Source organism: Bacillus sp. JK106 (assembly GCF_053663355.1).
This window is the reverse complement of the sequence record NZ_JBSJQC010000001.1, coordinates 34,614-47,911: the sequence shown is the minus strand read 5'-3', so window position 1 is coordinate 47,911 and position 13,298 is coordinate 34,614. Positions and strand designations below refer to the sequence as shown.

Annotated in this window: 14 protein-coding genes and 2 pseudogenes; 8 read left to right on the top strand and 8 right to left on the bottom strand. The window is 42.2% G+C overall.

Translation table 11 applies throughout. From position 1 onward, the window contains the following. Window positions 1-25 precede the first annotated feature (25 nt). Entirely contained in the window at window positions 26-1,582 is a 1,557-nt protein-coding gene (locus ACWJJS_RS00255; protein WP_172615121.1) for a glycoside hydrolase family 32 protein, read from the top strand. Between the two features lie 79 nt (window positions 1,583-1,661). Continuing rightward, window positions 1,662-2,324 carry a GntR family transcriptional regulator gene (locus tag ACWJJS_RS00250; protein ID WP_172615122.1) on the top strand — a complete coding sequence of 221 codons (663 nt, stop codon included), beginning with the start codon at window positions 1,662-1,664 and terminating at the stop codon, window positions 2,322-2,324. A gap of 77 nt (window positions 2,325-2,401) precedes the next feature. On the opposite strand, the gene ACWJJS_RS00245 is transcribed toward ACWJJS_RS00250, so the two are convergent. The 7 genes from ACWJJS_RS00245 to ACWJJS_RS00215 form a co-directional block, all read right to left on the bottom strand. Then, window positions 2,402-2,911 (bottom strand): DinB family protein, encoded by a 510-nt coding sequence (locus tag ACWJJS_RS00245; protein ID WP_070082663.1) that lies wholly within the window; start codon window positions 2,909-2,911, stop codon window positions 2,402-2,404. A gap of 50 nt (window positions 2,912-2,961) precedes the next feature. Beyond that, window positions 2,962-4,179: an MFS transporter gene (locus ACWJJS_RS00240; protein ID WP_454023212.1), complete on the bottom strand. Its 1,218-nt coding sequence runs from the start codon at window positions 4,177-4,179 to the stop codon at window positions 2,962-2,964. 345 nt (window positions 4,180-4,524) lie between these two features. Further along, a complete protein-coding gene (locus ACWJJS_RS00235; RefSeq protein WP_004393040.1) occupies window positions 4,525-4,893 on the bottom strand; it encodes a DUF1304 domain-containing protein in 369 nt (122 codons plus the stop codon). Window positions 4,894-4,923: 30 nt separating this feature from the next. After that, window positions 4,924-5,550 (bottom strand): nitroreductase family protein, encoded by a 627-nt coding sequence (locus ACWJJS_RS00230; RefSeq protein WP_032875378.1) that lies wholly within the window; start codon window positions 5,548-5,550, stop codon window positions 4,924-4,926. 13 nt (window positions 5,551-5,563) lie between these two features. Next, on the bottom strand, window positions 5,564-5,998 hold the full coding sequence (locus ACWJJS_RS00225) for a MarR family winged helix-turn-helix transcriptional regulator (protein ID WP_004393037.1): 435 nt from the start codon (window positions 5,996-5,998) through the stop codon (window positions 5,564-5,566). A gap of 137 nt (window positions 5,999-6,135) precedes the next feature. Then, window positions 6,136-7,014: a YitT family protein gene (locus ACWJJS_RS00220; protein ID WP_014306188.1), complete on the bottom strand. Its 879-nt coding sequence runs from the start codon at window positions 7,012-7,014 to the stop codon at window positions 6,136-6,138. A gap of 182 nt (window positions 7,015-7,196) precedes the next feature. After that, the gene (locus ACWJJS_RS00215; protein ID WP_014306189.1) at window positions 7,197-7,649 is read right to left on the bottom strand and encodes a MarR family winged helix-turn-helix transcriptional regulator; all 453 of its coding nucleotides are present in this window, start codon (window positions 7,647-7,649) and stop codon (window positions 7,197-7,199) included. Between the two features lie 120 nt (window positions 7,650-7,769). Here ACWJJS_RS00215 and ACWJJS_RS00210 point away from each other — a divergent pair, with 120 nt between their 5' ends. Then, a complete protein-coding gene (locus ACWJJS_RS00210) occupies window positions 7,770-8,204 on the top strand; it encodes a GNAT family N-acetyltransferase (protein WP_166705967.1) in 435 nt (144 codons plus the stop codon). A gap of 205 nt (window positions 8,205-8,409) precedes the next feature. Here ACWJJS_RS00210 and pdxR read toward each other — a convergent pair whose 3' ends face one another. Then, window positions 8,410-9,858 carry a MocR-like pyridoxine biosynthesis transcription factor PdxR gene (gene pdxR, locus ACWJJS_RS00205; protein WP_454023211.1) on the bottom strand — a complete coding sequence of 483 codons (1,449 nt, stop codon included), beginning with the start codon at window positions 9,856-9,858 and terminating at the stop codon, window positions 8,410-8,412. Between the two features lie 128 nt (window positions 9,859-9,986). Here pdxR and ACWJJS_RS00200 point away from each other — a divergent pair, with 128 nt between their 5' ends. The 5 genes and pseudogenes from ACWJJS_RS00200 to ACWJJS_RS00180 form a co-directional block, all read left to right on the top strand. Then, window positions 9,987-10,898, top strand: coding sequence for a DMT family transporter (locus ACWJJS_RS00200; protein WP_454023210.1), 912 nt, complete (start codon window positions 9,987-9,989; stop codon window positions 10,896-10,898). A gap of 148 nt (window positions 10,899-11,046) precedes the next feature. After that, a pseudogene (locus tag ACWJJS_RS00195) lies at window positions 11,047-11,214 on the top strand (DUF255 domain-containing protein); the annotation flags it as partial. Window positions 11,215-11,375: 161 nt separating this feature from the next. Next, window positions 11,376-12,188, top strand: a complete 813-nt coding sequence (locus tag ACWJJS_RS00190; protein ID WP_048367898.1) for a MerR family transcriptional regulator — start codon at window positions 11,376-11,378, stop codon at window positions 12,186-12,188. A 68-nt stretch (window positions 12,189-12,256) separates the two neighbouring features. Beyond that, on the top strand, window positions 12,257-12,946 hold the full coding sequence (locus ACWJJS_RS00185; protein WP_454023209.1) for a DUF554 domain-containing protein: 690 nt from the start codon (window positions 12,257-12,259) through the stop codon (window positions 12,944-12,946). 146 nt (window positions 12,947-13,092) lie between these two features. Further along, window positions 13,093-13,248, top strand: a pseudogene (locus ACWJJS_RS00180) (DUF255 domain-containing protein); the annotation flags it as partial. Window positions 13,249-13,298 lie beyond the last annotated feature (50 nt).

Genomic DNA, 13,298 nt, shown 5'->3' with positions numbered 1-13,298 from the left:
TTTTCTTTTATTTCTCAACAAGATGGTGAACTCAATCATGGCTCGAAAATGGCCCGTTGTAATATTGATCTTTTTGGGTGCGTTCCTGTTTGTCGGCTTACTGCCGAACAAAACCCACAATTCCTCTGACACAAACACGGAGCATAAGAAGGATTACCGGGCGGCGTATCATTTTACGACCCCGGACAAATGGAAAAACGACCCTCAAAAGCCCATTTTTTTCGAGGGGAAATATCATTACTACTATCTTTATAATCGGGATTACCCGAACGGCAACGGCACAGAATGGCGGCACGCCGTATCAGAGGACTTGGTGCACTGGACGGACGAAGGCACGGCTATTCCGAAATACACCAACGAAAACGGCGATATATGGTCCGGTTCTGTCGTCATTGATAAACACAACACGGCGGGCTTCGGCAAAAACGCGCTGGTCGCCGTCACAACGCAGCCGACTGCCAAAACAAAAGCCCAGGAACAATATTTATGGTACAGCACGGATAAGGGAAAAACGTTTACTTCCTATAGTGATCAGCCCGTTATGAAAAACCCGGGAACTAAGGATTTCCGGGACCCGAAAGTGATCTGGGATGAACAGGATGACAAATGGGTGATGGCCATGGCCGAAGGAGAAAAAATCGGTTTTTATGAATCACCCGATTTAAAAAATTGGAAATACACGGGCGGCTTTATCACTCAGCAGATCGGCCTCGTCGAATGCCCCGACCTTTATATGATGCGTGCAGATGACGGAACAGCCAAATGGGTTCTGGGCGCAAGCGCAAACGGCAAACCCGCAGGCAAACCGAATACGTACGCGTATTGGACCGGAAACTTTGACGGGAAGGAATTTACCGCCGATCAAGAAGAACCGCAATGGCTCGATTACGGCTTTGACTGGTACGGCGGCGTCACATTTGAAGACGGTAATAGCGAAGATCCGCTGACAAAACGCTATGCGCTGGCATGGATGAACAATTGGGATTATCCGAATGAAACACCGACACTAAAAAACGGCTTTAACGGCACGGATTCTATCGTCCGTGAAATCCGTCTTCAGCAGCAGGACGGCGGCACATACAGCCTTGTGTCAGAGCCGGTTGAAGCATTGAACCAATTAACCTCTTCAACTGACAGCATAGAACACAAACAGGTGAACGGTTCAGAGACACTGTCGATCAAAGGTGACATATATCAGCTTGATATGGATATCGCTTGGTCAGATATCAAAAATGCAGGCGTCAGACTCAGAGAATCAGCAGACCAAAGCCGGCATATTGATGTCGGTATTTCAGCAGAAGACGGCTGTGCCTATGTGAACAGATCGTTTACAGACCAGCCTGATAAAACCGGCGCATACGTCGAAAGCAAAGCCCCATTTGACGGAAACAAAGGACGCGTCCATCTGAAAATTCTCGTAGATAAAACAAGTATTGAAGTATTTGCAGACGACGGAAAAACCGTTTTGACAAATGAAGTGTTCCCAAAACACGAAGATCAGGGAATCACGCTCTTTTCTGATGGCGGCTCCGCTGACTTTCAGCATATTGAGATGAAGCATCTCGGTTCGATTCATCCTTAGACGTCCCTCTTCATTTCTAACCGGCGCCCGGACTGTGGTAAAATGCAAATATGTATACTACGATTCATGAGGTGTTCCATTGGATAATCAAAACAAAGAACCTGTGCTGAAAAGAACCATCATGCGGGACGAAGTGTATCGCACACTCAGAAACTGGATCATAACGGGCAAGCTCAAACCGGAAACAAAGTTAAAGGACAAGGATTTGTCGGAAACATTGGGAATCAGCCGCACCCCGATACGGGAAGCCTTATTGCGGCTGGAAGATGACGGCTTGGTGATAACAAAAGCGAACAGATGGACGCTTGTCGCTCCGATTGAGTTAAAAGAAGCGGAAAACTTGTATTCCATCGTCTGGACGCTTGAGAAACTCGCATTGCAGCAAGCCCTCCCGCGTATGGACGATGCCGTGATTCAAGAATTGAAACAGCTGAATGAAAATCTTCTTCAAACGATGAAAGACGGCGATAAAATGGCCGTTCTGGAAGCGGATAATGCATTTCACCATCGTATCATTCTGCTTGCGGACAACGCTGAACTTCACAAATTGCTTGTAAGCCTGAAAGTCAAAATTCAGAGACTGGAAATCCGCTATTTCAGTGAAAACGGCGCTTTAAACAGATCATATAATGAACACTCTGATATCATTCACGCATTAGAACAGCAAGATGCCGCCGTTGCTTTTACAGCGCTTGAAGCGAATTGGAAAAACAGTTTAGAACGGCTGCAAAACATGGCATAGCAAACGAAAAAGCCAAATCACTCATATGATTTGGCTTTTTTACGGATATCACAAGACAGCCGCGTTGGCTGTCTTGTTTACTTTTTGTTTATATATAAATAAATACCGTAATCCGTCGGCACAGAAGCATACCCCATCTGTCTGAGCATGGCTGTTATATTCCCGCGATGATACGTTCCGTGGTTCACAACATGTAGGATCATATCGGCAGCTGCGGTTTTCATGATGTCACCTGACGGATGCTCTATTTCAAGGGGGAGGCTGATATTTTCCTCCTTCTGCAAAAATAGTTGATACCGGTCTGATAATTCCAAAAATAGATCTTCCAGCTCTTCTATCTCTTTAGACAAGATGTCCCCTTTTTGCTGTTCAGCTGATTTCAGCGTATCCTCCAGACGCTCTCCGGAGAACACATCAAACCACCCCTTATCCGACAGATACACATGAGTCAATACACCGGCTATCGACGGAAAGACACTTTGAATCTCCTTTCGGTACACATCCTCCGGAAGCTCTTTAAGCCGGGTGAATATTTGCTGATTTGCCCAAAGATGATAATCATACAATTGCAGTGCCAGATGTCCCACATTACCCTCTCCTCTCTCGATATAGAACGTACGTTCCTAATTATACTACACTACATGCCGCTCTGTACCATTTTCTTCATTCGCAGCTGAGAAAATCCGATAAAAGCCGAAATTAATAAGAGAAGGCCTGCGCCGATATAAATAAACCGCACGCCGAATACATCTGAGATAATCCCCGTTCCGATAATGGAAAACATAAAAATGAACTGAACTAAAGCTGATCTCGCCGCTAATATATTGACCCGTGTCTTTTCGGTCGTGATGTTTTGAAGTAATGTTTCCTGCGTGAGATCTCGTAATACACAAGCCGGCCCCATACACAGCACCAGAAAAAGGGCCGTAACGGCGCTTGTGATCAGCCCGTAAATAAACGTGAACATTCCATATGCCAAGGCTCCCGTCAGCATAAGCGGAATGAGATGATGCTCAAACTTACCGGATAACTTATAGATGATCAGTCCTCCGATCATCGTCCCTGCATAATAGACTCCGTTGACATACCCCCACCAAGCCTCTCCTTTATGAAGGACGTCATGCACATAAGTCAAGGACACAGACCCGATCCATATCATGCCTGCCCACGATTCGATCACATCCATCACAATGAGAACCCTGAGCTGTTTTTGCTGAAATAAATACACCCAGCCGCTTGCCGCATCTGCAAAAAGGGAACGTTTCCTGACTGCTGCCGGCGCACACATGCGTACTCGAAGAAACAGAATGATGCCCAACACCGAAGAAACCAATAACATGACAGTGACGATCATTGTATCGCTCTCTCCCAGGAACGCTATGATGACGCCGCCCAGAGACCACCCCGCAAACTGAACGGTCTGATCCGCCGCAGATAATAAACTGTTCGCTTTCGCCCTTCGATCAGGAGGAATGATTTCCCCAATCAGCGCGCTTTTTATCGGAGCAAACCATCCGTTGCAAAAAGAAATGCCTCCGATCAGACAAAACAGCAGAAAAAAGAATGCGGATGAACCGGTTTGGATGACAAAAAACAAACAGACTAACAGTGTGATCTGTATCAATTGAGAACTGATTAACAAAGAACGAAGCGTGAACCGGCCGGTGACCAGCGGCAAAACGGTGCTGCCCAATACGCGGCATACAATGCTGACGAGCGTCATAAGAGAGGCCATCGCTGTCGAACCGGTTTTTGTAAACAAAAACAAGATAACGGCCATCGTATAAAGTGAAAACCCCAAGTTGATAGCGGTCTGGCTGTATAAAATAGCGTAATACGCTCTCTTCATATTCATCCTCTGCAACCCCACTCCCTGATTATGTAAATCATACCATATTTGCCGATCAGCTTTTTTTAAAAAAACAGATTGACATGGAGTCCGCTCCATCTATTTCAGCAAATAACAATTAAGAAGGAGTGACAGCTGATTTGACGCTTGGTTCAACTGAAAATTGACATAAGGATATATGTGTTGAAACGAGCTGATCACATCCGGAACCATACTCATTCCAAGCGACTGCAATCCATTGCTTGCCCCCGCTGATTTGACATTCCCAATCTATAGTGATGTATATAAGAAATGATTTTCAAAACAGAATAAAAAAGAGGGCTTCCTTTCCGGAAGCCCTCACTCCGTCTGCTACGCCAATAAAAGAAAAATAAGCGCTAAAACAGCCGGAAGTCCTTGTTTTACGATAATTGATTTGTTTGAAGTAAAGCCTCCGAAAATGGCCGCGATGACCACACAGATGACGAAAAACATTTGAATCATATGGCCAATCGGATCAGCTCCGAGGATCAGTCCCCAAATGAGGCCGGCAGCCAGAAATCCATTATACAGACCTTGATTTGCAAACATGACCGCCACATTCCGATCACCTTCTAAATGCTTCGGCAATTTGAAAGACCGCTTGGCAGCCTTCGAATTGATAAAAAACATTTCAAGTATCATGATAAATATATGTTCTAAAGCTACAATTCCGACGAAAACAGCCGCAATTATGTCCACTGTCCCTCTCCTCTCAGCTTCACTTCAACCTTATTTCCATTGTGCGATTGTTTCGATAGGAAGACGGTAGGAAGCATATCCTTCGTCTGCCGCTTTTCCGATTGATAACAGCATGACCGGTACATAACGCTCTTTATCCATTCCGAAAACCTCGGCAATCTTTTCTTTATCATAGCCGCCGATCGGGTTTGTATCATAGCCGTGCGCACGTGCTGTAAGCATCAGCTGCATGGAAACGAGACCTCCGTCGATCAGAATCGTTTCACGGTTCACTTGCTCCGGCAGTTTTTCAAAATGCGCCGTCAAAGCAGCGATTTGTCTGTCTTTTACTTCCTGCGGCATGTAGCCCAGTTCGACCGCTTTTGAATAAATTTCTTCTAAATAGTCATCACTGTTCATATCTGCGAAAACCGCGATCACCGCAGATGATGTGCTGACTTGTGTTTGGTTAAAGCTGGCAAGCGGCGCGAGTTTTTCTTTTCCTTCAGGGCTGTCAATGACGAGGAAACGCCATGGCTGCGCGTTGACTGAAGACGGCGCTGTCGTTGCTTCTTCAAGAATTTGAGTCATTTCTTCTTTGCTGATTTTTACGGCCGGATCGTAATTCCGAATGGAACGGCGCCCTTTCATAATGTCCATAAAGTCGTTTGTTTTCATGTGTAATACACTCCTATGCTTTCATATTTTCTATATTATTCTGCATCTGCGACAATACGTTTTTTAACATACTGCGTTCTTCCTCGCTGACACCGGCAAGCATTTCCTTTATGAAACGCTCTTTCTCCTTTTTGGAAGCCTCAATTCTCTCCCGCCCCTGATCAGTAAGCCGGACAAGTATAATTCGGTTGTCCTCGGGCTTCCGCCTTCTTGTGACCATTTCTTTGGCTTCAAGCTGTTTCAAGTGTCTTGTCACGGCTGCGCCGTCAATATTCACCTTTTTCTGAAGATCGCTTTGGCTGATCTCATCGACGTAAAAAAGCACGGCGAGAAGCTCAAGGCGGGATTGGCTGATTCCGGTGCACGCTTCAAACTTCGTGCCGATCACTTTGTGCAGTGATTGGAGCTGATACAAAATCTCGCCTTCCTCTGAACAACATGCTGTCAAAACCCATCCCTACTTTCTTTTGCGCAATTAATTGACTAGTCAATGTTTGATATATCAATAATATACATCCGTTATTCTTTTTTTGCAAGTGTTTTCTCCTTTTTTAAAAAAAGCTGCCGGTGAACGGCAGCTCCTTCTTAATGATTATGGATTTTTCTGAAATTACTGCCTTTTACTTCAGCGACATCATATACCGTCACAAAGGCTTGATTATCAATGTCATTAATAATTTCCTTCAGTTTGGTTTCTTCCAAACGGTTGATGACACATGTGATTTCTTTGAATTTTTCATGAGAAAAACCGCCGTATGCTTCTTTATACGTAGCGCTCCGGCCCAATTCTTCACGAATGGTCTCCACCATTAATGCAGGCTCATTGGTGATAATCTGAAATGTTTTAGAACCGCTTAAGCCTTCCTCAACCACATGGATCACCTTGGATGCGATGTAGTAAGCAATGACGGAAAGCAATGCGCCTTGCAGCCCGAATACAAAAGAAACAAAAATAAACACAAAAATGTTTAAAAATAAAATGAGATCGCTCGTGCCAAACGGCAGTTTCCGTGACAGAAGCACAGCCAGCATATCAATTCCATCTAAGGCGCCGCCGTTGCGCAATGCCAATCCCATTCCCAAGCCGAGAATAATCCCGCCGACAACGGTGATTAACAGGGTATCTCCCTCAATGATAGCCGGCGTGTGGTGGAAAAAACTCGTGCCCGCGGCAAGTGAGACAATACCGATAATTGATAGAAACGCAAAACCTTTCCCGATTTGCTTATATCCTAACCAGACAAACGGTATATTGATCACCGCAATCAAGATCCCAAGAGGCAAATGAAAGAGCTGTGAACCGACAATGCTGAGTCCGGTTACACCGCCGTCAGATACACTATTCGGAATCAGTACGGTTTCCAGTCCATACGCGGCAATAATTCCGCCGATGATGACCATGATGGCCCGTACGATTGATTTCGCTCTGAATTTCTTACGTCTTTGTTTTTCGATTGTACTCATATCATTCCCCGCTTCAATTATTTTGTCTTATTTAAATATACCATAATTGATACTTTTCGTTAAAAATAAGCCTATCGGCTAGTTGAAGCAGGAACCGAGGAAGGAGATTTCACAGATAACGTATCCATTTATGACTTTAATCATTCACAACGCAATCATTCAGTAAAAGGAATTATCATCCATTAATAGTCTCTTTTGTTTCCCTTCTTCACATATTCCCAATCATGCTCTATATTTTTTCTCACCCGCTGAAGAAGGCTGAAAATGGTTTCTTTTTCCTCAGACGTAAAGCCGGACAGGGCTACTTCCGCAGAGTGCTCTCCTTCTCTTTGCAATAACGGATAAACCTTTCTCCCTTTTTCGGTCGGGAACAGTTTTTTTATTTTTTTATTTTGATCATCAGGACGCTTTTCAACAAATCCTTGTATTTCCAGTTTCTTGATCGCTCTCGCCGCTGTTGTTCGGTCAACTTTAATCATTTCCGCCAGTTTTTCCTGTATCACTCCCGGGTTTTCACATATACGCACAAGATAGAGATACTGCCCTTTTGTTAAGTCTAATTCTTTAAATTCAATATTGCTGATGGAATCCAATGCCCGTGCGATCATGCCGATTTCCCGCAAAATATCAGTCATATCTTTTCAAACCTTTCATATTTTTGTTGCATTTGCAATATAATTGTTTTATCGTTACTTCTATAAGACCACAAGCAAGCCGTGCAGTCCAGATTAATATGTGAAAAGGATTGATTGATCATGAGGATAAAAAGAATAACAACGGAAATTGATTTGCAAGCAGCGCTTGAGATTAGAAAAGCAGTATTCATTGAGGAACAGCATGTACCTGAATCCGATGAATTTGATCAGTTCGATACGCTTGAGGAACAGTGCGGGCATGTCTTGGTTTATCATGAAAATCAGCCTGCCGGCACAGGACGGGTCCGCATCGTAAACCATACAGGCAAGCTCGAACGAATCTGCATCCTGAAACCTTACCGCAAATACGGGTTAGGCAAAGTAATCATAAGAGAATTAGAAAACATGGTAAAAGAAAAAGGCATCACCCAATGTAAACTGCATGGACAAACACATGCGGAAGGCTTTTATCACAAACTGGGCTATCAGACAGATTCACCGGAATTTATGGAAGACGGCATCCCGCATGTCTTAATGACAAAAGAGCTGGCTTAACCGAATAACAAACGGCCGGACTTCTTCCTTTTTAATCTTTAGTATATTAAGGATGCAAGGTTGACCGAAGTTAAAGGAGATTAGAATATTCTGACCTCCTTTAACTTTCTTATCTATCCCTGCCTTGTCACTCACTGCATCCCGATTCGCCAAGTTTAAAACGAACCATGGAGTTTGAATTCCGGTATGCCGCTGTCTTTTAAATTTATCTGCTTGCCAATTCCTTAATCATCAAACCCAATTCATAAATTCCCTTTTGAAGGTCTTCAAGAGATGCATAAGCATATGATAAGCGAATATAATTCCCTTTTTCTTGAGCATAAATACTGCCGAGATTGAGAAGTATCCCTTTTGATAAGGCTTTGGTATAAAGTAATTTCATGGATATGGAAGGCAATATTTTTACCCAGACAAAGAATCCTCCCTTTGGGATATTCCATGTCGCCACATCTTTCAAATGAGTTTCTAAAACACTCAAGGCCAATTCTCTTCTCACCTTTAATTGACTTCTCACCTGTTCTAGATGCTGCTGGTATTCACCGGATATAAACCACTCTGCCGCTACTCTCTGGGATAACGAACTGGAGCCGTAATCTGTTTGCATTTTTATGTCGGATAAACGTTCAATCACTGGTTCCGGCCCGACAATCCAGCCAATCCTCAAGCCCGGACTTAATGTTTTCGATAAACTGCCTATGTAAAGCACATGCCCATTTTTATCAATTGTTTTAATAGGATCTGGAGGAATCTCATCGATCCATAACTCACGATAAATGTCATCTTCAATAATGGGAAGCTGTGCATTCTCACTTGCCGCAAGGATTTCTTCTCGTCTCTTTTTTGACATTAAAATACCTGTCGGGTTATGAAAACAAGGATTTGTATATAAGATAGCTCTCCCCCGTTCCCCCCTTGCCATGCGAATATGTTCCGGCAAAAGTCCATCATTGTCCATAGGAACTCCAGTCAGCTTCATACCGGCTGATTGAAAGACGTGTAATGAATAAAGATAGGAAGGCTGATCGAGAAATACGGTCGATCCTCTTTGTAAAAGCCCCATTGATATAAGCTGTAAGGCTTGCAGTGCGCCCGAAACAATAAGAATGGAAGAAGGAGAAGCTTGAATGCCGATTGTTCTTAAATAGCCGCTTAATGCCTCTCTCAAAGGTAAATATCCTTTTGGTTCCTCATATCCGAATGCCTCTATGTTTTGAGATACCTTTCCCATGATCTCTTTCATAACAGCTAAAGGAAAAATCTCATGTGAAAGTTCTCCTTTACTGAGCTGTATAAGATCAGAATTTGATTCTGATTTATTGATCTCTTGAACGATTTTTTGGCTTGGCTGCTGAATTCCGGAGGTTACATACTGATCCCAATCGGGGGCGGAATTCTTAGCCAAAAGTGTCCATGTATTGTTCGTAACAACTGTCCCTTTGCCCATTCTGCCTTCGATTAATCCATCCGCCATCAATTCCTCTAAAGCTGTAATGACTGTGCTCCTGTTCACCTCAAGTTGTTTGGCAAGCGTGCGCTGGCTTGGAATCTTACTTCCGATCGGCCATTCTCCATTTCCTATTTTCTCTTTTATAAATTGAATGATTTGTATGTACTTAGGAAGCTTTCTCATCTTTTTTTCTTCTGGAGCGCTCATAAAAAGGATCCTCCTTAAAGTGGTTGGGTCAAAATCTATTTAACTGGTTGAAGTCATCTCCTCAAATCTTTATTAATATAGAAAAACATTAAATAACTGGTTGGTTTTTGTAAAGAGGAGTGAGAAAGATGAGAAAGAAAACAGTTCGAATCGGCATATCTTACAGTCTGATGATTGGGTTGTGGGCATCAGCTTTCCCGGGAATTCGCGCGGGTCTTGAGAGTTACACGCCGGAACACCTTGCTTTGTTTCGCTTGTTGATTGGGTCAATGGCATTGTTGGTTTTTGCTGTTTTGACTCATATGCGTTTGCCTGACATGAAGGATATCCCTGCTATTTTATTGTTAGGATTTTTAGGTTTTGCGCTATATCACATTTTGCTGAATATCGGAGAAAAAACAGTTAGTGCAGGAGTTGCGAGCTTACTCGTGACCATGACACCTATTTTTTCTGCAATGTTATCTCGTCTGTTTTTTGGTGAACATTTTGGGCTTTATAAATGGATTGGCTCTATCATAAGTTTATTGGGTGTGTCGATCATTTCTTTCGGGGCAGGAAACAATACAAATTCAGTGAACGGCATTTTGTTAATCCTGCTGGCAGCTTTTTCGGAGAGTATTTATTTCGTTTTTCAAGCCCGCTATATAAAAAAATATGGATTTATCCCATTCGTTACATTCACTATTTGGGGCGGGACAATACCTATGCTTGTATTTCTGCCTGGCTTAGGGGAAGAGGTTTTGAACGCTTCAATGAACTCAACATTGTCTATCGTTTACTTAGGCTTATTACCAACGGTTGTGCCTTACTTTGCACTTGCGTATGTCACTTCACTCGTCGGTGCTTCAGAAGCAGCCATTTCACTTTACCTAACACCCGCTATAACCTTGGTCATTTCTTGGGTGTGGTTAGGTGAGGTACCTGCGTTTATTTCTCTTCTGGGCGGCGCAGTTACAGTCGTTGGGGTGTGTTTCACTTATCTAACAGTAAATAAAATGATAAAGATTTTAAATCCTTATTTCTTATCTAAAAAGCAATAAGGTGGATGAAGTTTAACCCTGAAAATAGAATCATAAGCCGTTCTCCTTTTTAATGACTTGGGTTTGGGTCACAAAGTTGAGTGTATGAATTATTTTAGAGGATTGTGGTATGTTAAACATACAAATATGAATAGAAAGAGGTGAGCCCATGCCAAACAATAGTAAACCCAACAGTTTAATCACGGAGAAGTCCCCCTATCTGCTCCAACACGCCCACACCCCCGTAAACTGGCACCCTTGGGGAGAAGAAGCCTTCGAAAAAGCGAAACGCTTAAACAAGCCGGTTCTTGTCAGCATCGGCTATTCGACGTGTCATTGACGCCACGCAGATTACCATATAATCCTCTCCAATTCCCTCCATTAAAATTTTTCTATCCAGAGGGGATGCTTTATCTTTAAATTGCTGAATATTATAATGTTGATAAAACCATTTTTTACAGGTTTATTAAGACAAATGAAAGCAGAAGGATTATGATCATGAAGAATTTTTTCTCTATCGGAGAGGTATCCAGGTTATTTCACGTCAAAATATCCACTCTCAGATATTATGATGAGATCGGTCTTTTGAAACCTGCATACAAAGACAAGCAAAATAACTACAGATACTATTCCACAGAGCAGTTTGAGAGACTGGATACAATCAAATATTTGCGGGCTTTAGGCTTGCCAATAAACAAACTCCTAGATTTTTATAATTCCCACAATGCAGATACCTTAATTCAATTACTGAAAAACCAAAAAACCGAAATCGATCGTAAAAAAAGGGAATTAGAGCTTATTGAAAAAAAGATCACCCGCCGTTTAAACAAAATAGAAGATGCCGTTAATAAACCGTTAGACAAAATTACAAAAATCAAACTTCCGGAGTTGCGTGTCGCTTATTTACAGCATGAGTATATTCTAGGTCATGATATTGAACACTCTCTAACAGAATTGAGAAATGATCTTACTATTAAAGAAGACATATTTTTAGGAAAGATTGGATTATCGATTTCAGTGTCAAACCTAAAAGCGCATAAGTTTGATCGTTACTCCAGTATTTTTATGATCTTAGAAGACGAGCATGATTTGCCCCCATCAGTAATCACCTTACCATCAAATGAATATTTACAAATCAGGTTTAAGGGGTCGCATAAAGAGGCCAAACAATATTATAAAAAGTTACTGACATATATGAAAAAGCATCATCTGGAGTTAGCGGCCGACTCCATTGAGATAACGTTAATTGATTATGGTGTTACTAATAATCCGGATCATTATGTGACCGAAATCATGCTGCCCATTAAATAATCCCTTGACTCTCTAGTTACTGGAGAGTTTATTTTTTTAAAAGCACACTTTATTGGGGGAGAAAGCACATGATTGGAACAATTTTTAACACATTTATGATCTTCGCAGGATGTTTACTCGGAGGGCTATTCAAGAAAGGAATGAAAGGTGAATATCAAGATATTCTTATGCAAGCGATGGGGTTTGTTGCAGTTGGATTAGGAATAAACGCCATTGCACAGCATTTATCGGATAGTAAATACCCTATTCTTTTTATTGTAAGTTTAGCTGTTGGCGGACTACTTGGACAGTTTGTAAATTTGGAACTTAGATTCAACCATCTAGTCAGCAAGTTCTCTAAAAATAACTTAGCTGAAGGCTTATCAACTGCAATCTTATTGTTTTGCATGGGATCATTGTCGATATTAGGGCCCATTGAATCCGCGATCCATGATGATTCCACTTATCTTCTTACAAACGGTATGTTGGATGGCATCACTTCTATTGTTCTCGCATCAGCGTTTGGCTTTGGAATAGCCTTATCTGCTGTTGTGTTATTTGCCTGGCAAGGCTCACTCTATTTATTTGCAAAAGTAATGGAGAGTGCATTAAGTGCAGACATGATTAATGAAATAACAATTGTGGGCGGAATACTGATACTAAGCTCGGGGTTAAGCATTTTGGGAATTAAAAAATGTAAAACCTTAAATCTTCTGCCGTCACTTATCATTCCGCCTGTTGTTATCTTTGTTATGAAAGCTTTTGGATTAGGCGCATAGCTCTATATCAGTTGTCAGGCACCTTGTCCATTCTGTCAACTACAGACTAGTTTTCTTTAGACAGAAACAAATAAAGAATAGACTGCACATCTTTATGGTACAGTAAAGATATATCAACGGTAATACGAACGAAAGAAGGTGATCCCATGCCAAATAAAAAAGTACCCAATAGATTAATCGACGAGAAGTCACCGTACTTACTCCAACATGCTTATAATCCCGTGGATTGGTATCCTTGGTGCGATGAAGCATTTGAAAAAGCGAAACGAGAGAATAAACCTGTTCTCTTATCTATTGGGTACGGGTAGCTTAGCGAACTTGCCACTGGTGCCATGTAATGGCTCACGAGTCC